We start from the raw sequence: 19988 nt of genomic DNA, 5'->3' as shown, positions 1-19988 counted from the left end.
GGTGCGACTCGGTTTCGCCGTTCGTTCGGTGGTTTTAGAGCGCTATGTCCGTCTCGGTGGAACGATCGGACCGAGGTCGCCCCGCGACCGATCCGCCCTGGGACGAGGACCCCGCGCAGATGACAGTGCAGGACGAGAACGGTGTCTACCGATCGCTGGCCCGGGAACGGCGCAACCAGCGGCGCAAACAGCTCGGCGTGGGGCTGGCCGGCCTGGCCGCGATGGCCGGGGCGGGCGCGTTCGTCGTGCAGAGCCAGCTGATCGACCTGTCCCGCACGACAACCCTGCGGGAGCCGAGGTCGATCGCGCCGCTGCCGTCGCCGTCGCCCTCCCGGCCGTCGGCCGCGGCGTCGCGGTCCCGGGCCGCCGGGCCGGCGATCGGGCGGGTCACCCGTGCCGGCGTACGACAGGAGGCCAGCCCCGTGCCGCCGCCGCCCTCCTCGGCCTCGCCCACTCCGGCCGCGTCGCCGGGTGTGGCGGCCGCGGCCCGGCTCACCAAGCACGACGAGCGGACCGATTCGGGCACGATCCGGGTGACCTCGGCCGGCTTCGACCTCACGGGCCGGCCGGAACTGGCCATCGCGGGCGACCCGGGGTGGGTGGTCGGTGCGGCCCGCTGCACCAAGACGGTGCGGTCGGCGTCCGGGGAACGGGTACGGGTGATGCCGTCGATGCTGGTGTGCTGGCGCACGTCGCCGAGCCGCAGCGTGGTCACCGTGGCCGTGGCCGAGCAGGGACGCCCGTCGTCGGGTGAGAGCGTCGCGGTTATCGACCGGGAATGGGCCCGGCTACGCGTCGGACCCCGGGGCCGTTGAGCAGCCCCGGGGTCCTCGGCTTGCGGTGCTTCGTCAGGCGACCTTGATCGAAGCGGTGGTGACGCCGGCGACCTCGGTCGTGGTCGGGACGACCACGCGGACCGTCGCGCCGGACGGCAGACCGGTGACGGTGGTGTGAGCCTTGGCCGCGGTGAACGCGCGGACCGTCACCCACTTGCCCTTCACGTACTCCTGAACCGCGACCTTCTGCCCGGTCGGCCCGGTCAGCACGACGTCGAGCGAGTGCGCGGCCTGGCTCCGGACCGCCGCCTGGCTCCGGACCGTGAAGGTGGTGAGCGGCGAGACGACCTCCACCGAGGTGGCGGTGGCCGGGACGACCAGCTTGATGTCGAAGCTGGCGGTGGCCTTCACCGAGATCGCCACCCGGCCGTACGCGTCGGTCTTGGCGTTGGTGAAGCTGTACCTCGACGAGCCGGCGCTCGCGAGGCCGATCTGTACGGCCTTGCCGGCCCAGGCCGAGCCGGACGCGGTCACGGTGTAGGTGATCGTGCTGGTGCTGCCGTAGACGGCGGAGGTCGGCGAGGTGGTGACGGTGATGGTGGGCGCGAGCTTGGTGGTGGTCTTGCTCGGGGTCGGCGTCGCGGTCGGCTTGCTGGCCGACGGGGTCGGGGTCGGAGCGCCGGTCGTGGTCTTGGAGGGCGACGGGGTGGGGCTGCTCGTGGTCGGGGCCGGGCTCGTGGTCGGGCTCGTGGTCGGGGCCGGGCTCGTGGTGGCCGGGCTCGTGGGGGTCTTCGTGACCGCGGCGAGTGCGGCGGCGGCGTCGATGCGGCCGTAGCCGAAGTCGTTGTCGCGGCCCTTCGGGCCCAGGTCGACGGACGAGCTCTCCAGCGCGGCCTGCACCTGGTCCGGGGTCAGCGCCGGCTGGTAGGCCTCGAGCAGCGCGGCGACCGCGGCGACGTGCGGGGCGGCCATGGAGGTGCCGCTCATCGAGACGTACCCGGTCTTGCTGCCCAGCGCCGTCGGATAGGTGCTGAGGATCGAGGAGCCGGGCGCGGCCACGTCGACGTAGCTGCCCGCGTTCGAATAGGTGGCCACCTTGTCGGACGAGTCGGTCGCAGCCACCGCGATGACGCCGGCGTCGGCGGCGGGGTAGCTGGTCGGGCTGCCCTTGGCCCGCTCGTTCCCGGCCGCGGCGACGACGGTGACACCCTTGCTGCGGGCGTACGTGATGGCGTTGGTGACGGCGCTGACCTTCGACGAGGAGCCGAGCGACATGTTGATGACGCTCGCCCCGTGGTCGGCGGCCCACACGATGCCCTCGGCCGCGTCGGACATGTAGCCCGACCCGTTCGAGCCGAGTACCCGTACGGGAAGGATCTTGGCATCGGGCGCGATGGCGCTGATGCCCAGCCCGTTGCCGGTGACGGCCGCGATGGTCCCGGCGACGTGCGTGCCGTGCCCGTTGGGGTCGGTGCTGACGCCGGCCTTGTCGGCGACCGCGTCATAGCCGGAGAGGACGTTGGCGGCCAGGTCCGGGTGGTTTGCGTCCACGCCGGTGTCCAGCACGGCGACGGTCACGCCGGAACCGGTCGACTTGGGCCAGGCGGTCTGGACGGAGATCTTGCTGAAGTCCCACTGCTGGCTGCGATACGAGTCGCTGCCGGTGGGAACGGCGGTGGCTGTGGTGACCGCGTCGAGCTCGACGCCTACGGCGTTCTGGGCGCTCTGGCCGGCCTTGACGGCCTTGGCGGCGGCGGTCTTGCTGGTGGCGGTGGTGACCTTGATGACCGGCTTGCCGTCGGCGTCGAGGCTCGTGGTGACGACGCGCACGGGCGCCTGCGTCGACACGGTGGTCGGCAGGAGTTCGTCGGGGGTCTCGGTCAGGTTGTACGTGGCCGGGTGCCACTCGCTCGCCGACGTGACAGTGGTGGGCAGGGCGATCGCGGCGCCTCCGGCTACGGCGCCGATGGCAAGTGCGCCAACCGCATAACGGCGCAGGTGCTTCTTCATGGTCGTCCTCCCCTTGGTGGTCAGGGAGAGGAATCGGCCGTGCGTCGGCTGTCGCCAGACTTTTCCGTGGTGCAGATGCGTTGCCGGCTCAGAGGCCGGGTGATCGGGTCAGAACGGGCTGACGGTGAAGGTCGAGCCGCTGCTCACGATCGTCGCCTTGGCCGCGTCACCGGCGGTCGTCGCGCCGCTGGCCACAACGGTCACGGTGTAGCTGCCCTCGGGTACCGGACCGCTTGCGCTGGTGCCGTCGGGGTTGAAGCGGTCACCCTTCAGGTCGAGGGTGCAGATGAGCTCGGTGTCGTTGACCACCAGCACCTGCTTGCACTCCTGTACGCCGCGGTTGGTGGCCGGGTCGTAGGCGTCCTTCACGAGGAAGACGTGTGCGGTCGCATCCGTCGCGGCGGCCGTGTCTTTGAAGGTCAGCTGCTGGAAGCCGACTCCCCGGACCGAGATGTTGACTCTGGATCCGGGAGGTGCAGTGTCAGGCGTGACGGTCACGCCGTTGCTGTACTCGAAATAGATCGGCGTATCCGCCGTCAGCGGGTCGCCGTCCGCTTCCTTGCCGTTGTTGTCCGGATCGGAACTGATCACCGGGCCGCCCGGAGTGTTGACGGTGAGCGTCAGATTGGCGCCGGCCGACCGCGCCGCCGTCACCGCGGTGAAGCTCTTGCCGTTGGCCGCGACCCGGACGTTGGTGAGCGAGGCGCCGCCGATGGACGCCGTGGTCGAGTTCCCGGCGGCGGAGAACCCGACACCGGTCACCGTGATCGCCTGTCCGCCCGAGACGGGGCTGCTCGCCGGCAGGACAGCGCTGATCAGCGGCCGCACGGCCAGCGTGTACGGCGCGGTGGCGAGCAGGGTGCTCGTCGATGTCGAGTCGCTGTCGTAGACGCAGATGTTCCACTTCGCCGTCGTCTGGTTGCCGATCAGCACGAGCCCGGACGGGTTGACCGTGCTGGCCTGGCCGTCGACCGTGGCCGGGTAGGAAGCGGCCGGGACCTGGAAGCCGATCTTCGTCTGGGAGATCCGCTTCACCAGGTCGGGGTCGACGGTGAGCACGCCGGCCGTCGTGGTGGTGCCCTCCCCGGCGATGGCGGCGACGGCCTTGGCGCTGGTGCTGCAGGCGGTCGACTTGCCCCCGACGTACTGGAACTGAACCGTCGGACTGGCGCCGGCCGGGAACGGCCCCGGGTTCGTCGCGGTGGCGGCGACCGTGCCGGTGATGGTGTTGCCACCGCCGCTCGGCCCACCGATGCTGCTGAGCGTCATCACCGGGGGCGCAGCCGCCGCGGCCGTGGCGGTGGCGGTGACGATGAGCGCGGTGGACGCGCAACTCGCCAAGGCGGCGCGAACGAGCGGAACGGTGCGCACAGCGTAATCCTCCCGATGGCTGAGGCAGCGGCCGGCGAGTGGAGTCGGCGCACGTGGAGCCTAGTGAGCCCGGCTCCGGGGTTTGCGGAAAACGCGGGATATGGTCCCGATGGCGGATGGTTCGATGGCTTTGAGCCAGATTTGCCACGCCTCCTGGAAAGATGAGACGCATGGCCGAACACGGACACGAGCCCTCATCGAAGAGCCGCGCCGGCATCTCGACCCAGCGCAAGGCCGCCATCGGAGCGGTAGGACTGGCGGCGGTCCTGGGCGTCGGCGGACTCCTGATCGTTCAGAACTCGAGAGACGACACCGAGCTGCGCGATGTCGCCGCGCCGGCGGCGCCCCAGGTCACCAGCGCGGACCCGGCACCCTCGAGCGCGCCGGTCACGTCGTCGACCCCGACCACCTCGTCGGCGTCGCCGACGGTCACGGCTCCGGTGTCGCCCGCGGCCACGGCCGTCCAGAAGGTGGACCCCGAGGTCTCCAAGGAGATCGTCGCCGCCCGGAGCAAGGCCGCCGCCGACGGCGTGCCGCTGCGGCGGGGCATCAGCAGCAAGTCACTGACCACGGTGAAAGACGTGAAGGTGGAGAATCTCGGGTCCGCCCGGTCACCGGAAGGGACGCTGAAGGTGGTGTCGGCGCGGGCTGACCTCACCGGTTACGAAGAGCTGTCCTGGGTCGGCGGTGAAGGCGAGCCGGTAGGCCCGGCCCAGTGCACGCAGAAGTTCCGTCTGAGCAACGACATGAAGCCGATGGAACGCCGGTCCTTGCTGGTGTGCTGGCGGACGAGCGCGGAGCGCAGCGTCTACACCGTCGCGGTCAACCCGAAGGCGCGGCCGTCGAAGGAAGCAAGCGTCGCGGCCATCACCAAGGCTTGGGCGAAGCTTTCCTGAGCTCGCATTCGACAACGTACGGCAATCGGCCGGTCGCCTCGGGGCGATCGGCCGATCTGCGTTTCCGCGACCTTCGTCCGTGACAGCATCGGAGTTTTGAGAGGTCGATTCGCCGATGGTGATTCGACGTTGCCGACAACTGCAAAGGACAAGAAAATGCGCGACCAGAAAACGGGCGCCGCAGAAGTATCCGTCCGTAACGGCAATCCCTTCACCCGGCGCCGGAAGCTGGCTGTCACGGCCGGAGCGACCGGGTTGCTCGGTCTCCTCAGCGCCGGCGTCGGACTGCTGGCGTGGGACGACCCCACCTCACCCGAGAGGAGGCTGCCGGTGGCGGCCGCCCCGGCCGACAGCGCGGGAGCGCCTACGGCGGCCCCTGCTCCGGCCGGCGGCGCGGGGGCGACTACGGCGGCCGCGAGCCGGGCGCCCGAGCGGGAGATCCAGTCTTTGATGGAGGCCGGGGACGTGTCCCGGGCCGTTGCGGAGAAGTGGGCCGCTGCCCGGAGAGCGAACGTGGAAGCCGGCACGACTGTCCGGCGGCCGCTCGTCGGAGGCGGAGGCGTGGTGAACGACGCCGACGTCGTCGTACGGACGGTGGACGGCATTCGGGTCGTCTCGGCGGATCAGGACCTGACCGGGCAGCGGGAACTCGGATGGGTGGCCGACCGGGGCGTGCCGGTGGGGACCTCACGATGCTCGCAGACCTTCCGGCTCAGCCGGGACGAGCCGGCTCGGAAGCGGCCCACGTTGCTGGTCTGCTGGCGGGTCAGCGCGGATCGGAGCGTCTTCACTGTGGCCACCGGAGCGGAACCGTCGAAGCGGGGGAGTGTCGCCCTGATCGACAAGGTGTGGGCCGGCCGCTGAGCCTGAACAAGGAGAAGCCCGGAGCCAATGGCTCCGGGCTTCTGCTATGACTCGTCGGGCTTTACGCGAGTCGCCTGGTGACTAGAAGTCGGCGACCGTGAACGTCGAGCCGCTGGACACGACGCTCTGCGTGGGAGCGCTCGCGGCCGGGGAGCCGTCGCTGACCACGGTCAGCGTGTAGGTGCCGTTCTGCACTCGGGTGCTAGTGGCGTTGGGAATGGCAGTGCTGGCGTTGAGCGTGATCGCACCGCTGATTAGGTTTAGATTGCAGAACAGTTCGGTGTCGTTGATGACGGTGGGCGTGGCGCACTCGGCCACAGCCGGGTTGTTGGCACCCGGCGTGTAAACGTTGCCAGTGGTGCCCCGAGCGTCAACGAGATAGATACGCGCTGCAGTGGCCGCGCCACCAGTGGCGGTGAGGATCGTCGTCGCCGTGTCGAGGTTGAGCGACTGGAAGCCGACACCCCGGATGTTCACCCAGATGTTGGAGGTGTTCGGAGCGGTGTTCGGCGAGGCGATGATGCCGTTCACGTAGTTGAACGCCGACGCGAGCGTCGCCGTACCGGTCGCGGTCGTCACGGTGAGCGGAACGCCCGCCTGAGCGGCGCGCGAGGGCGTGACCGCGGTGAAGGTGCTGGCGTCGATCGGCGTGATGTTCGTGAGCGCCACCCCGCCCAGGCTCGCGGTGATCGCGCCCGGGGTGATCGGGAAGTTGGCACCGGTCACGGTGATCGTGTCACCGCCGATCGACGAGCCGCTCGTCGGCGAGATGCCGCCGCTCGCCACACTGTTGATGGTGGGCGGCGACGCAACGGTGTAGGCCGCATTGGCCAGGAGGCGAGCTCCGGTGGTCGCGGCAGAGTAGATGCACGCGTTGTAAGTCGTACCCACGGCCGAGGCCGCGGACGGCAGCGCGAAAGCACCGCGGTTGTTGGCGCTCTTCAGGACGTTGCCGTACGTGCCGGCTCCGGGGCCGGCCGGGTACGTGGCCGGGCAGACGTCCGACGAGGTCAGAACGGCGGGAGCCGTGGCACCGGTCAGGAAGTTGTTGGTCGACGACACAACCAGGTTGGCGCCCGTGCCGCCGATCGAGCTGCTCAGGCTGACGGCCGGAAGCGAGACGTTGTAGGCCGCGCTGCTCGACGAGACCAGCGGAGTCGTGCCGTTGACCAGAGAAGCTCCGGAGTAGATGCAGACACTCCACGGAGTGGCGGCCGACAGGCTGCCCGACACGCCGACGGGCACGGGCACCGTGCCGACGGTGTTGGAGCCCGTGTTCGGGGTGATCGGCGACGTCACCGCACTCGTCGAGTAGGTGCCGGAGCAGCTGTTCGCGCCCGGGCTGAAGACCGCCGCATTGGCCGCCGCCCACGACAGGGTAGCGGGCAGCGTGACGGTGATGGTGTTGCCGCCGCCGCTCGGTCCCGAGGTCGGGTTGACGGTCGAGTTCGGCACCACGGTGTACGTAGGAGGAGTGGTCGCGCCGTTCAGCAAAGTGTTGTTCGGCGAGGCCGTGCCCCCGTAGGCACAGACCTTGTAGCTACCGGCGGTCGCGGTGGTGGGGACTGTGAAGGTCGCCCTGGTTTCAGACACCCGGCTACCGCCGGTGCCGACGAATGCCACGAACGGTGACGCGGCAGTGGCCGTGTAGGTGCCGGGGCAACTGGTGGCGTTCGTCAGGACGAACGCGGGCGTCGCGGTGAGGAAGGTACCGGCGGCACCGGTCACCGTGACCTGAACGTTGGTCGGGCCGCCGCTCGGAGCGATCGACGTGATGTCGGCGACGGCGAATGCCGCTGACGGTGCGACGAGAACGGCGGCCGCCGTCGCACCTACGGAAAGCGCGGTAACTCCCAGCGCTTTCACCTTTGACGTGGACTTACGCATGCGTTGGTCCTCCTACGGTCTTTCGAACCGCATCGGTAGGTGTGTGTTGGGCCTCGACCAGCTGCGCTTCGTCGGGCCGTCTCGCCGGAAGCGTAACCAAACGTGAAGGGCCAATTGCCCAGAGTGATAAATACCGTTGGACTTGTTTGTGGTCTGGCCTTCCGAGCCGTTTCCCCTTGGCGAAATCGGCCGCCGCCGAGCGTCTTTCGGTGGTAATGGGCGCCCTTCGCGCTCGGGGTTGACGTCGGCTGCCACGCCCGCTAAGTTCTTCTCAAGAAGAGTAATACTCAGTTTGAGAGTAACGGTGGTGGCGATGCAGGACGAGGCGGAGTTCCTCGCGCGATACGACCCGGCGGCCTACCCGGCGACGGCGGTGACCGTCGATGTCGTGGCGCTCACCATCCGGGCCGGTCGGCTCTGCGTGCTGCTGGTCGAGCGCGGTGAGCAGCCGTTCGCCGGCCGTCGCGCTCTTCCCGGCGGTTTTGTCCGCGACGAAGCCCTCGAAGCGGCTGCGCTGCGCGAGCTCATGGAAGAGACAGCCCTCCAGCCGGGTGAGGGTGAGCTCGAGCGGGTCCACCTCGAGCAGCTCAAGACTTACGGCGACCCCGGCCGCGACCCGCGCATGCGGGTGCTCACCGTCGCCTACCTGGCCTTCGCGCCCAGCCTGCCCGATCCGCGGGCCGGCTCGGACGCGGCCGCGGCCTACTGGGTGCCGGTCGACGAGGCCGTCGACCTGGCCTTCGACCACGACGTCATTCTCGCCGACGGGCTCGACCGGGCGCGTTCGAAACTCGAATACACGCCCCTGGCCACGGCTTTCGTCGACCGGGAGTTCACGGTCGCCGAGCTACGGCAGGTCTACGCGGTGGTGTGGGGCGAGGAACTGCACGCCGGGAACTTTCACCGCAAGGTGCTTTCGGTCCCGGGTTTCGTGGAGGGCACCGGGCAGACGTCGCCCCGGGGCGGGGAGCGCGGCGGCCCCAAACCGAAGCTCTATCGGGCCGGCGACGCCAAGCTGCTGCATCCCGCGCTGCTGCGGCCCGGTCGTGAGGACGACGTCCGATGAGCTTCGCGGAGGCCGTCGCGCGCATCGAGCAGGCGAGCAGCTTCGCCGAGCTCGGTGCGGGAGAGGCGGCCTACCGGTCGTACGCGAAGGTCGTACACCCGGACGCGGTGACCGGAGCGCAGCGCGCGACCGCCACCGAGGCCTTCGCCAAGCTGTCGCGGCTTTATCGCGAGCGGAGCCGGCGTGTGGCCGTCGGCGACGTCGCGGATCTGGTGACCGGCGACCGGGGCACGCTGGTGAAGATTCCGCGGGACCCGGCCGACAGCGACCTCATGGAGGCCGAGGCCGACGCGCTGCGTCGGCTGTGGGATCAGGGTGACCCCAAGTATCGGCCGTACGCACCGATGCTGGTCGAGAGTTACCGGCACGAGGACGACGAGCGGAAACGCCGGCGCGTCAACGTTCTGCAGCGGCTGGATGGGTTTGTGCCGCTCAGTGAGGTCGGGAAGCGCGATCCGCGCGACGTGGCTTGGATCTGGCGTCGGCTGCTCGTCGGCTTGGGATGGGCTCACCGCGCCGACGTTGTGCATGGGGCTGTTCTTGAGGAGCACGTGCTGATTCACCCGGAGCAGCACGGTGTTGCGCTGGTCGACTGGTGTTACTCGGGGACGCGCGTCAAGGCGATCGTTGCCCGGCGGCGCGACGCCTACCCGCCGGAAGTTGTCAACGACAAGACCGCGGGACCGGCCACCGACATCTATATGGCTACCGGGCTGATGACCCGGCTGATGGAAGACCCGCCCCGGCGGCTGCGGCGGTTTGCCGACGGGTGCGCCTACGACAAGCCGCGCATGCGGCCGCAGGACGCTTGGCGGCTGCTCGATGAGCTCGACGAAGTTTTGCACAGCCTCTACGGGCCGCGGACCTTCCGGCCCTTCACGATCTGACGGGAGAAACACCATGGGAAGCGGACGCTGGTCGACCGACGTCTACACCGCCGCCGACAACTACCGGCGGGCCTCGGGGGTGAGCGCCTTCGCCTACAGCGACAACGGCGCTCGCCAGGCCCACCCGGCGCTCGACCCTCGCAATGTCGGCAAGCGGGAGAGCCGGGACAGCGACGAGCACCCCTTCAGTACGCCGATCGCCGTGCTGTTCGACGTCACGGGGTCGATGGGTGGGGTGCCGCGGGTGCTGCAGACCAAGCTGCCCCAGCTGCTCGGGTTGCTGACCCGCAAGTCGTACGCGACCGACCCGCACATCCTGTTCGGCGCGGTCGGCGACGCCAGCTGCGACCGGGTGCCGTTGCAGATCGGGCAGTTCGAGTCGGACAACCGGATGGACGACGACCTGGCCCGGATCGTGCTGGAAGGGGGCGGCGGCGGGCAGATGATGGAGTCGTACGAGCTGGCCATGTATTTCATGGCGCGGCACACGGCGCTCGACTCGTTCGAGAAGCGGGGGCGGCGCGGCTACCTGTTCCTGATCGGCGACGAGATGCCGTACGCGAAACTCAAGCCGCGCGAGGTGGAGAAGTTTCTCGGGGAGCGGGCCGAGCGGATGAGCACCGAGGCCATCGTCGCCGAGCTGACCCGGATGTACGACGTCTACTACCTGTTGCCGGTCGCGGCCGGTCACGGTGGCAACCGGGATGTGCTCAAGCGGTGGCGGGAGCTGCTGGGACAGAACGTGCTCGAGCTCGACGACCTGGACGCGGTGTGCGAGACGATCGCCCTCACCGTGGGTCTCGGTGAGGGCACCATCGACCTGGACGCGGGGCTCGACGATCTGGTCGAGGTCGGGTCCGCGCACCGGGGCACGGTCGGTAAGGCTCTCGCTCCGCTGCAGCGTGGCGGGGTGGTGCGGCGCACGCAGCTGCCGGTGGGGGACGCGGGCTCGGGGAACGAGCGGCTGTGAACGAGCATGTCGCGGTCGTCGACCTCGGTTACGGGGACGCCGGCAAGGGGACGGTGGTCGACGCTCTGTGCGCGGCGGCCACCGTACGGGCGGTGCTGCGGTTCAACGGGGGAGCGCAGGCCGCGCACAATGTGGTCACCGAGGACGGGCGGCAGCACACGTTCGCGCAGTTCGGCTCGGGGACGCTGCGTGGTGTGCCGACGCACCTGACGCGGTTCGTGGTGGTCGATCCGCTCGCGCTGGCCGCCGAAGCGGCTGCGTTGGGCAACCCGTTCGAGCTGCTCACGGTTGATGGCGACGCGCTTTTGGCCACTCCGTGGCATCGGGCGGCGAACCGGCGCCGGGAGGCGGCTCGCGGCGTGAGCCGTCACGGTTCGTGCGGGATGGGAGTCGGCGAGACGATGGCGTACGCACTGGGTCACGCCGACGCCCCGCGCGTCTCCGACACCCTTTCCCGTACGAGGTTGCGCCGCCGGCTGGCGGCGGTGGAGTCCGATCTGGGGCCAGCCGGCGTGCCGCTCGACGACGTCGTGGAGGCGTTCCTGGCGTTCGGTCGCACGGTGTCGATCGTCGGGCCGGGTTACGAGCAACGGCTCCTGCGCGAGGGGCCGTGCGTCTTCGAGGGGGCGCAGGGTGTGCTGCTCGACGAGTGGCGTGGCTGGCACCCGCACACGACCTGGTCGACTACGACCTTCGGCAACGTCTCGGCGTTGTGCGGGTCGTATCGGCGGCTCGGGGTCGTCCGCACCTACACCACCCGGCACGGGGCGGGGCCGTTCGTCACCGAGGATTCCGCGCTCGACCTGCCCGAGGGGCACAACGCGACCGGTGAGTGGCAGGGAGCCTTCCGGGTGGGGCACTTCGACGCGGTCGCGCACCGGTACGCGGTCGAGGTGGCCGGTGGCGTCGACGGGCTGGCGGTGACGCACCTCGACGTGCCGGGACGCTGCCCGGAGCTGCGCCTCTGCGAGTCGTACGCGATCGACGGCGAGCCGTGGACCCGGATCGTGCCGGGGCCGGCGCGCGACCTCGACCACCAGGCGGCCCTGACGCGGCGCCTCGAGCGGGCGCGACCCGGCGCGCTGCGGCGGCCGGACGACTGGGCCGTCGCGATCGGTGGTCTGCTCGGCGCGCCGGTGGTGATCGAGTCCCACGGGCCGTCCGCCGCCGACAAGAAAATACTTCAATTGCATTCTTAGGTGCGGCTAACCTAATCAATTTATATCGTGGTGTGGTTCGAGCAATTCCGGGAAATGGTTTATGGTCGACGTGACCGGGTTGTAGATATGGGAGGCGACACCATGACTCAGATGCTCGAAATGCCGCGTGTGCAGACGTGCACCGTCACCAGCTGTGGCTACAACCACGACGGGTGCACGGCGTTCGCGGTGACCATCGGCAGCGCGATCTCGGCCGAGTGCGACACCTTCGTGCTGTCCGGCGACAAGGGCGGCATGGGCAAGGCGCTGGCGCAGGTGGGAGCGTGTAAGCGCGCCGACTGCGTGCACAACACCGACCTCGAGTGCCACGCCCCGGCCATCGTCGTCGGTGAGTCCGGCGAGAAGGCCGACTGCCTCACGTACGACAAGGGCTGAACCCTCCGCGTCTTGCGCCCGCCGTCGCTGTCCGCGACCGGCGGGCGTTTTGTTGGAGTGCTTTGTTGAGGTTAGGCGAACCTATCTTATGGTGCCCTCATGTGTTTCGGGCGCGAGAATTCACAGATACATGCCGGTGCTCGGCTCGCTCTTCGGAACGGTCATGGGCTCGTTGCCGGTCTTGAGCGCGTAGAGCTCGGCGAGGGTCGCCCCCGACGCGCCGACGCCGGCCGACCGGCCCAGCCACGCGACCGCCTCGGCGTACGGGAGACGTCCGACCTCGATGCTGGCCAGGCAGCGACCCGGCCGCACCACCGCCGGGTGGAGCGAGGCGAGGTCCTCGTTCGTCGTGATCGCGATCAACGCGTTGCGGCCCTGACCGAGCAGGCCGTCGGTCAGATTGAGCAGCCGTGACAGCGACTGGCCGGCGCTCGCCTTGGCCTCGCCGCTGATCAGCTCGTCGCAGTCCTCGAGCATCAGCAGGCGCCAGCGCGGCTCGTCCTCGTCGTCGCTGCCCAGCGCGACGCTCATCAGATAGGCCGGGTCGCTGAACAGCCGCTCCGGGTCGAGCACGCAGTCGACCTGGCACCACGAACGCCACTGCTGGGCCAGCGCCCGCAGCGCGGTGGTCTTGCCGGTGCCCGGCTCGCCGTGCAGCAGCAGGAGGCGGCCGCTGATCGACTCGCTGGTCAGCGCCATCAGACGTTCCAGGGTGGCCGCCACCGTGCTGCTGTAGTTGGGCCGGATCGTCTCCCACGGCGCGGCGTCGATCTCGCGGGCGGCGCGGCGCGGGCCGTGCGGCCCGAAGTGCCAGAAGCCGATGGGCACGTTGTCGGGCGTCGGCTGCGGCTCCTCGACGGCGTCCCGGATCGTCGCCTCGAGGACGGACTCGGCCAGGTCGGCGCTGATCGCGGTGACCGTGACCCGGGCGCGGCGGCTCTGCTTCCACCGGGTGACGTGCAGGGTCCAGCCCTCGCCGACGGCGAGCCGGCCCTGGCCGTCCTCGTCCACGGCGTCCCGCACGACCCGGGCGTCGTCGGTGATCAGTGGGGCGTCGGAGCGCACGTTCTCGAGATACTTGCTGCGGCCGTACGGCTCCCGGCCCGTGACGAACGCGTCCAGCGCGAGCAGATCCACCACGTCGACCAGGCGGTCACCGTCGTCCACCGCACCGGCCAGCGGCAGCGCGGCCGACGCCGGCGCGGGCGGCGCCGCGTCGAGGTGCCGCTGGCCGAGCCGCTCCACGGCCTGGTGGGGTGCGCGCATGTACCGATGATCGTCCGTCGATGCCCGGATGGCACCCTAATTTCCGCGAGTTCGCCCCGATCGGGCTGCACCACCACCCGCCGGGTACGGGGAGGCTCGCGACAGCAGCGCCGCGCCCTACGCGTCGACCCGACGCCTCACGCCGTTCCGGCTGCGGGCGGCGGCTTCGTGTCGGCGGCCGGGCTTACCCGGGCAGTCGGGTGAGCACGAAGACCGGGATGAGGCGGTCGGTCTTCTTCTGGTAACCCGCGTAGTTGGGGAACGCCGCCACCGCGCGCTCCCACCAGGCCGCCCGTTCCTCGTCCGACACCTCGCGGGCCAGGTAGTCGTACTCCTCGGTCCCGTCCCGCAGTTCGACGTGCGGGTTCTTGCGCAGGTTGTAGACCCAGACCGGGTTCTGAGGCGCGCCGCCGAGCGAACCGACGACGGCGTACTCACCCTCGTGCTCGACCCGCATGAGCGGCGTCTTGCGAAGTTTGCCGCTCCGGGCGCCGGTCGACGTCAGCAGCACCACCGAATACCCGTACAGCTCGTTGCCCTCGGCGCCGGCGCTGCCCTCGATCTTCTCGGCCTGCTTGCGAGCCCAGTCGGACGTGCTCGGCGCGTACTCCCCGTTCAGCGGCATGGCCCCACCGTATGTCCTCCGAAGCATTGTCGATAACGAGCAGTCGAACTCACGCCCGCGCCGCCGGTCGCGCGTCGTCGCGTTGCTACGTTGTCGCCGCGTCGCCGCGTCGCCGGTCAGCGGACGCCGATGACTGCGGCGTCGGTGCCGCCGCGCCACAGGACGCCGGCCTCGGTGAAGCCGGCCACCCGCAGGGCGTCGACGTGCCACAGAGCCGGCGGGTTCCACTCCTGGCTGTGCCGGTTCCGGGGGTAGATCTGCTCCCGCTCCACGGCCTTCGGCGCGAGGAACTCGTCGGCGGCGGCCCGTTCCCACCACTCGGCCCAGCCGGTGGCCGCCCCGGCGGCATACCGGGCCTCGCGCTCGGCCCGTGCGTGATCGCGGAGCCGCTCGGACAGCGCGGGCAGCGAATCCTCGGGCATGTGGTCGGCGTTCACGAAGATCCCGCCCGGCCGCAACACCTCGCAGATCTCGCCGTAAAGCGTCGCCACCCGCTCGGCCGGCAGCCAGTGCAGGGCGGTCGCGGTCAGCACCGCGTCGAAGCCGGCCTCGGGCAGCTTCGCCCGCCAGCCGGGATCGCCGAGGTCGGCGTCGACCACCTCGCCCCGGTCGCGCAGCGAGGCCGCCGCGATGGCCATGAGCACCGGGTCCTGATCGAGCACGGTGACCCGCGCCCGGGGGAACCGCGCCAGCGTCCGCAGCGAGATCGTGCCGGTGCCGCCGGCCAGATCGAGCACCTTCGGCGCCGTCCCGTCGGTGGTCGCGGCGACCGCCGACAGCATGGCGGCGAACCGCTCCTCCCGGTCGGGCAGGAACGCCTCCTGCTGCCGGTCCCAACTCTCCTGCCAGATCCGCGGGTTGCTCAGGTAAGCAGTCATGCCGCCAACGCTAGTTACCGCGCCGTGTCGTCACAACCTCGTCCCACCGCTAGACGCCCTCCTTTCGCCGGTCGATCAGCCTCTCCACGAAGGCCTTGAGGTCGCGCCGTTCGATCGCGGCCGCCATCAGGTCAGGGAACGCGTCCGGCGTGCACGCGAAGGCCGGCACGCCCAGCGCGGCCAGCGCCGCCGCGTTGTCGTGGTCGTAGGCCGGCGCGCCCTCGTCGGAGAGCGCCAGCAGCACCACGACCTGCACGCCGGCCGCGGTCATCTCGGCCACCCGGCGCAGCATCTGCTCGCGGATGCCGCCCTCGTAGAGGTCACTGATCAGCACGAAGATGCTGTCGCGGGGCCTGGTGATCAACTGCTGGCTGTACGCGAGGGCCCGGTTGATGTCGGTGCCGCCACCCAGCTGCGTTCCGAACAGCACCTCCACCGGGTCGTCGAGATGCTCGGTCAGATCGACCACCGCGGTATCGAACACCACCAGCGACGTGCGCAGCGACTTCATCGACGCCAGCACCGCGGCGAACACGCCGGAGAACACCACCGAAGCCGCCATCGACCCGGACTGGTCCACGCAGAGCACGACGTCGCGCTGCACGGCCGAGGTGCGCCGCCCGTACCCGATCAGCCGCTCGGGGATCACGGTGCGCTGCTCGGGCTGGTAGTGCTTGAGGTTGGCCCGGATGGTGCGGTCCCAGTCGATGTCGGCGTGCCGCGGCCGGTGGATGCGCGCCGCGCGGTTGAGCGCCCCGGTCACCGCCGCCCGGGTCTTCTGCTCGATCCGCTTCTCCAACTGCTCGACCACGGTGCGCACCACCTGGCGGGCCGCGTCCTTGGTCTGGTCGGGCATCACGCGGTTGAGCGACAGCAGGGTGCCGACCAGGTGGACATCGGGCTCGACCGCGCTGAGCATCTCGGGTTCGAGCAGCAGCCGGGTCAGGTCGAGGCGCTCGATCGCGTCCTGCTGCATGACCTGCACGACCGTGCTCGGGAAGTACTCCCGGATGTCGCCGAGCCACCGGGCCACCTTCGGCGCCGAGCCGCCCAGCCCGGCCGAACGGCGGTTGCTCCGCTCCTCACCGCCCTCACCGCCGCCGTCGTAGAGCGCGGCCAGCGCGGAGTCCATGGCGCCGTCACGTCCCTCGGCCTTGCCCAGCGACTGATCGGCCGGCCCGCCCAGCACCATGCGCCAGCGCCGCAGCCGCTCCCGCGTCGCCTCGTCCGTCGTCTCGTCGGTCATCGCGCCTCCCCGGATGCGGTGATCTCGTGGCCCAGCAGGGCGCTGAGCGTGGGCAGCACCAGGTCGGCCCGGGCCGGGTCGAAGCCGAGCCCACCGTCGGCCGACGCGTCGCCCGCGGCCCGCGGACCGGCCAGCCGCTCACCGATCGCCCGCCGCTCGCCGGCCTCGAACGCCCCGAACGTGCGGCGCAGCAACGGCAGCACGTCGTCGAAAGCGTCCGCCGGGATGTCGGCGAGCCAGTCGTCGAGCAGTTCCAGCAGCGCGTCGTCGTGCACGAGCAGCAGCCCGCCGCCGGACAGGAAGCCCTCGACCCAGGCGGCCGCGTGGGCCGGCGGCGTGCCGACGGTCAACGGCAGTCGCAGCCGGCGACGCACCTCGGCGCCGTCGAGGCGTCCGGCGTCGAGCAGCAGGCGGGTCAGCCGCCCGGCCAGCAGACCGTGCAGGTCGGCCCGCCCGGTCAGCGAGGCCAGCGTGGACAGCCAGCGTTCGCGCAGGTCGGCGTCGTCGAGCAGGCCGACCGCACCGTGCACCCCGTCGACGCGGTCCCGCAGCACCTTGGCCGCCTCGTCCGACAGCGAGCCCACGGCCGAGGGCAGCCCGGCACAGGCCCGGCCCAGCAGACTGGCGGTCACCGCGGCCAGTCCGGCCACATCCGTACGCCGCACGTCGCCGTACCGCAGGGTGCGGGCGAGCGCGGGGATCGCCGCCATCAGGTGGTTCACGTCGGCGTCGAGCGCGGCCCGGACATCGAGGGCGGCCAGCACCCGGGGGTAGGCGTCCGAAAGATCGGCGAGCAGACACGTCTCGACCAGCGCGGTGACATCGGCGAGCGTCTCGGCCCGGTCGGCCGCCCGCACCACCTTGGCCGTCGCCGCAGCGGCCACCGTGGTGCCGTACATGCTGCCCTCGACGAGGCGGATGGCGAACTCGGGCTGCCACCGCAACCGCCACTCCTCGCGGAAGGTGCCGGTGCCCCGCCGCGTCGTTTCCGGCTCACCCCACGGCACCTTGATCGTGCGCAACCTGTGCAGCAGCCGGCTGCGCCGCAGGTCGGTCTCCTTGCGCAGGTCGAGGTCGAGGGCGCGTTCCAGCGCCTCCGGCTTGAGCCGGGCCGCGCGCTGCTGGGTGGCGAGGTCCTTGGCCAGCGGTACGGCGGGCATGTCGTCGGGCACCCCGCCGAGGCGCTCACCGACGACGAGCTTCCGGGTGATCAGCTCGACCCGCAGCGGCTCCCCGTCGCACATGACCGACTCGGCGGCCTCGGTGACCTCGGCCAGCCCCGCGAGGGGGCGTCCCCGCAGGGTGGCCAGCGCCTCGGCCAGCCGGGTCGCTTCGATGACGTGCGCGGAGGAGGTCGGCACGCCCTCGGAGCGGAGCACCCCGGCCGCGTCGACCAGCCAGCGCGGCACCACCTCGTCGGCCGAGGTGAACAGGTGGTGATACCACCCCGGGGAGCTGACACCCGCGCCGTAACCCGACCACGACGCCAGCCGGCCGTAGGTCCACGGCACCCAGGTGAAGTCCACTTTGGCCTTCCGGCGGCCCTTGAGGAGCGCGGTGTCGTCCTTGACGGCGACCTTGCGGGCGAGGGCGGGCACGTGCCAGGCCCCGCACACGACGGCGATGTCTTCGTACTTCTTGCGCACCTCGCGCAGCACGGTCCGCATGTATGCCTCGCGCACCAGGTCGTCGGGGTCCTCGGGCGACTGGTCGCGGATCGCCGTCATCGCCTCGGCGATCGCCTCGAACGCCGGCATCCCCCGATGCTCGACGACGTCCTCCCACCACCGCTCCGGATCGTCGTAACCGGCCGCGGCGGCCAACTCCCCGATCGGGTCCACCGGCCGCAGCGGCATCGCCGGCTCCTCGAGCCCGTTTTCGTCCGGCCCGTTTTCGTCCGGCCCGCCTTCGCTAGGCCCGCTACGGCCTGGGCCGCTCTGACCCGGCGTGTTGCCGACCGGCGTGTTTGCGCCCGGCTCGCCTTCCGAGGCTTCAGCGGCGGCCGAAGGCGCGTTGTCATCGGCCCTTGGAGCGTTGTCGGCCGCTCCGGGAGAGTCGGCGCCTGACCCGGGGTCAGTGCTTTCACCGCGCTCGTCGTCGGCGGGATCGCCGTCGGCCTCGGGCGACGCCGGTGGAAGCTCGGCCTGGGGCGACGCCGGTGGAAGCTCGGCGTCGGGCGCGGGCCGGACCGGCGCGGCCGGCCGGGCGTCGCCGCTCAGGCGGTAGGCGAACGGCAGGTCGAAGAAGCGCACCGGCACGCCGCGCTCGACCGCCCACCGGATCGCCTGCCACTCGGGCGAGAAGACCGCGAACGGCCAGAACGCCGCCCGTCGGGGATCGTCCGACGCGTAACCGAGCAGAGCCACCGGTGGCTCCAGCCCGGCGTCGGCCACCCAGCGCACCAGCGCATCGGCCTCGGGCGGGCCCTCGACGAGCAGCACGTCGGGCGGTTGCCGTTCGAGCTCCTGCACCACCGCCCGGGCCGAACCCGGACCGTGGTGCCGGATGCCGTAGAGCCGCTCAGGCATCGCGGGCGGCCCGGTAGAAATCGCGCCAGTCGGTCCTCTCCCGCACCACGGTCTCGAGGTATTCCCGCCAGACGACACCGTCGGAGACCGGGTCCTTGATGACGGCGCCGACGATGCCGGAGGCCACGTCGCCGGGGTGCAGGCGGCCGTCGCCGAAGTGAGCCGCCAGCGCCATGCCACTGGTGATCACCGAGATCGCCTCGGCCGTGGAAAGCGTGCCGGTGGGCGACTTGAGCTTGGTGCGGCCGTCCTCGGTGAGACCGCCGCGCAGCTCGCGGAAGATCGTGACGACCCGGCGGATCTCGTCGAGCGCGGCCGGGACCTCGGGCAGGTCGAGCGAGCGGCCCAGCTGGGCGACCCGGCGCGCGACGATGTCGACCTCGTCGTCGGCCGAGGCGGGCACCGGCAGCACGACCGTGTTGAACCGGCGGCGCAGCGCGCTGGACAGCTCGTTGACCCCCCGGTCGCGGTCGTTGGCGGTGGCGATCAGGTTGAAGCCGCGTTGCGCCTGCACCTCGGTGTTGAGCTCGGACACCGGCAGCGTCTTCTCCGAGAGGATCGTGATGAGCGCGTCCTGCACGTCGGACGGCACGCGGGTCAGCTCCTCGAGCCGGGCGATCGTGCCGGTCTGCATCGCCCGCATGATCGGGCTGGGCACGAGCGCGGCCTCGGTCGGGCCCTCGGCGATCAGGCGGGCGTAATTCCACCCGTAGCGGATAGCCTCCTCGGCCGTGCCGGCGGTGCCCTGCACGAGCAGCGTGGAGTCGCCGGAGACGGCGGCCGCGAGGTGCTCGGAGACCCAGGTCTTGGCCGTGCCGGGAACGCCGAGCAGCAGCAGCGCGCGGTCGGTCACGAGCGTGGAGACAGCGACCTCCATGAGGCGGCGCGGTCCCACGTACTTCGGGGTGATCTTGGCTCCGTCGCCGAGCAGATAGGTCACCACGGCCTGCGGGGAGAGGCGCCACCCGGGCGGGCGGGGCCGATCGTCGGTCGAGGCCAGCAGGGCCAGCTCCTCGGCGTACTGATCCTCGGCGTGCGGGCGCAGTGCGGTCACGTGAAACTCCTTGGTCTTCGCCAGAGCCGAAGGCTATCGCCCGCCTCTGACAAAAATCGGTGGTCGTGG

18 protein-coding genes are annotated in these 19988 nt (G+C 70.8%); 8 read left to right on the top strand and 10 right to left on the bottom strand.

The window, feature by feature from the left end; genetic code table 11:
- The first annotated feature begins 119 nt into the window (after positions 1-119).
- Positions 120-815: a hypothetical protein gene (locus HJC40_RS32775; protein ID WP_250007129.1), complete on the top strand. Its 696-nt coding sequence runs from the start codon at positions 120-122 to the stop codon at positions 813-815.
- A gap of 33 nt (positions 816-848) precedes the next feature.
- Here the strand turns inward: HJC40_RS32775 and HJC40_RS32770 are convergent, their stop codons facing one another.
- From HJC40_RS32770 to HJC40_RS32760, 3 genes are all read right to left on the bottom strand, one after another.
- Positions 849-2786: a S8 family serine peptidase gene (locus HJC40_RS32770; RefSeq protein WP_250007127.1), complete on the bottom strand. Its 1938-nt coding sequence runs from the start codon at positions 2784-2786 to the stop codon at positions 849-851.
- Positions 2787-2894: 108 nt separating this feature from the next.
- Positions 2895-4157: an IPT/TIG domain-containing protein gene (locus tag HJC40_RS32765; RefSeq protein WP_250007125.1), complete on the bottom strand. Its 1263-nt coding sequence runs from the start codon at positions 4155-4157 to the stop codon at positions 2895-2897.
- Positions 4158-4449: 292 nt separating this feature from the next.
- A complete protein-coding gene (locus HJC40_RS32760) occupies positions 4450-4647 on the bottom strand; it encodes a hypothetical protein (protein WP_250007123.1) in 198 nt (65 codons plus the stop codon).
- On the opposite strand from HJC40_RS32760, the gene HJC40_RS32755 reads away from it, so the two are divergent.
- Both HJC40_RS32755 and HJC40_RS32750 read left to right on the top strand, forming a co-directional pair.
- Positions 4628-5053 (top strand): hypothetical protein, encoded by a 426-nt coding sequence (locus tag HJC40_RS32755; protein WP_250007122.1) that lies wholly within the window; start codon positions 4628-4630, stop codon positions 5051-5053. The genes HJC40_RS32760 and HJC40_RS32755 overlap by 20 nt on opposite strands.
- A 156-nt stretch (positions 5054-5209) precedes the next feature.
- Complete coding sequence (locus HJC40_RS32750) at positions 5210-5917, top strand: hypothetical protein (RefSeq protein WP_250007120.1); 708 nt, start codon at positions 5210-5212, stop codon at positions 5915-5917.
- 81 nt (positions 5918-5998) lie between these two features.
- Here the strand turns inward: HJC40_RS32750 and HJC40_RS32745 are convergent, their stop codons facing one another.
- Positions 5999-7804, bottom strand: coding sequence for an IPT/TIG domain-containing protein (locus tag HJC40_RS32745; protein WP_250007119.1), 1806 nt, complete (start codon positions 7802-7804; stop codon positions 5999-6001).
- A gap of 313 nt (positions 7805-8117) precedes the next feature.
- Here HJC40_RS32745 and HJC40_RS32740 point away from each other — a divergent pair, with 313 nt between their 5' ends.
- The 5 genes from HJC40_RS32740 to HJC40_RS32720 all read left to right on the top strand — a co-directional run bounded on the left by HJC40_RS32740 (position 8118) and on the right by HJC40_RS32720 (position 12322).
- Positions 8118-8870 carry an NUDIX domain-containing protein gene (locus HJC40_RS32740; protein WP_250007117.1) on the top strand — a complete coding sequence of 251 codons (753 nt, stop codon included), beginning with the start codon at positions 8118-8120 and terminating at the stop codon, positions 8868-8870.
- Positions 8867-9757, top strand: a complete 891-nt coding sequence (locus HJC40_RS32735) for a molecular chaperone DnaJ (RefSeq protein WP_250007115.1) — start codon at positions 8867-8869, stop codon at positions 9755-9757. The genes HJC40_RS32740 and HJC40_RS32735 overlap by 4 nt, the downstream gene beginning before the upstream one ends.
- A 13-nt stretch (positions 9758-9770) precedes the next feature.
- A complete protein-coding gene (locus HJC40_RS32730) occupies positions 9771-10727 on the top strand; it encodes a hypothetical protein (protein ID WP_250007113.1) in 957 nt (318 codons plus the stop codon).
- A complete protein-coding gene (locus HJC40_RS32725; protein ID WP_250007111.1) occupies positions 10724-11926 on the top strand; it encodes an adenylosuccinate synthetase in 1203 nt (400 codons plus the stop codon). The genes HJC40_RS32730 and HJC40_RS32725 overlap by 4 nt, the downstream gene beginning before the upstream one ends.
- 102 nt (positions 11927-12028) lie before the next feature.
- The gene (locus HJC40_RS32720; protein ID WP_250007109.1) at positions 12029-12322 is read left to right on the top strand and encodes a DUF1540 domain-containing protein; all 294 of its coding nucleotides are present in this window, start codon (positions 12029-12031) and stop codon (positions 12320-12322) included.
- 120 nt (positions 12323-12442) lie between these two features.
- Here the strand turns inward: HJC40_RS32720 and HJC40_RS32715 are convergent, their stop codons facing one another.
- From HJC40_RS32715 to HJC40_RS32690, 6 genes are all read right to left on the bottom strand, one after another.
- A complete protein-coding gene (locus HJC40_RS32715; RefSeq protein ID WP_250007107.1) occupies positions 12443-13588 on the bottom strand; it encodes a DUF5925 domain-containing protein in 1146 nt (381 codons plus the stop codon).
- A gap of 184 nt (positions 13589-13772) precedes the next feature.
- Positions 13773-14213: a nitroreductase family deazaflavin-dependent oxidoreductase gene (locus HJC40_RS32710; protein ID WP_250007105.1), complete on the bottom strand. Its 441-nt coding sequence runs from the start codon at positions 14211-14213 to the stop codon at positions 13773-13775.
- 116 nt (positions 14214-14329) lie between these two features.
- A complete protein-coding gene (locus HJC40_RS32705; RefSeq protein ID WP_250007103.1) occupies positions 14330-15091 on the bottom strand; it encodes a class I SAM-dependent methyltransferase in 762 nt (253 codons plus the stop codon).
- Between the two features lie 49 nt (positions 15092-15140).
- Positions 15141-16337 carry a VWA domain-containing protein gene (locus HJC40_RS32700; RefSeq protein WP_250007102.1) on the bottom strand — a complete coding sequence of 399 codons (1197 nt, stop codon included), beginning with the start codon at positions 16335-16337 and terminating at the stop codon, positions 15141-15143.
- A complete protein-coding gene (locus HJC40_RS32695) occupies positions 16334-18865 on the bottom strand; it encodes a DUF5682 family protein (protein ID WP_250007100.1) in 2532 nt (843 codons plus the stop codon). The genes HJC40_RS32700 and HJC40_RS32695 overlap by 4 nt, the downstream gene beginning before the upstream one ends.
- Positions 18858-19919 (bottom strand): AAA family ATPase, encoded by a 1062-nt coding sequence (locus HJC40_RS32690; protein WP_250007098.1) that lies wholly within the window; start codon positions 19917-19919, stop codon positions 18858-18860. Before HJC40_RS32690 ends, HJC40_RS32695 begins: the two co-directional genes overlap by 8 nt.
- Positions 19920-19988: the final 69 nt, after the last annotated feature.

The sequence above is a fragment of the Actinoplanes sp. M2I2 genome (assembly GCF_023544445.1).
GTDB lineage: Bacteria > Actinomycetota > Actinomycetes > Mycobacteriales > Micromonosporaceae > Actinoplanes.
This window is presented reverse-complemented; position numbering and strand designations above follow the sequence as displayed.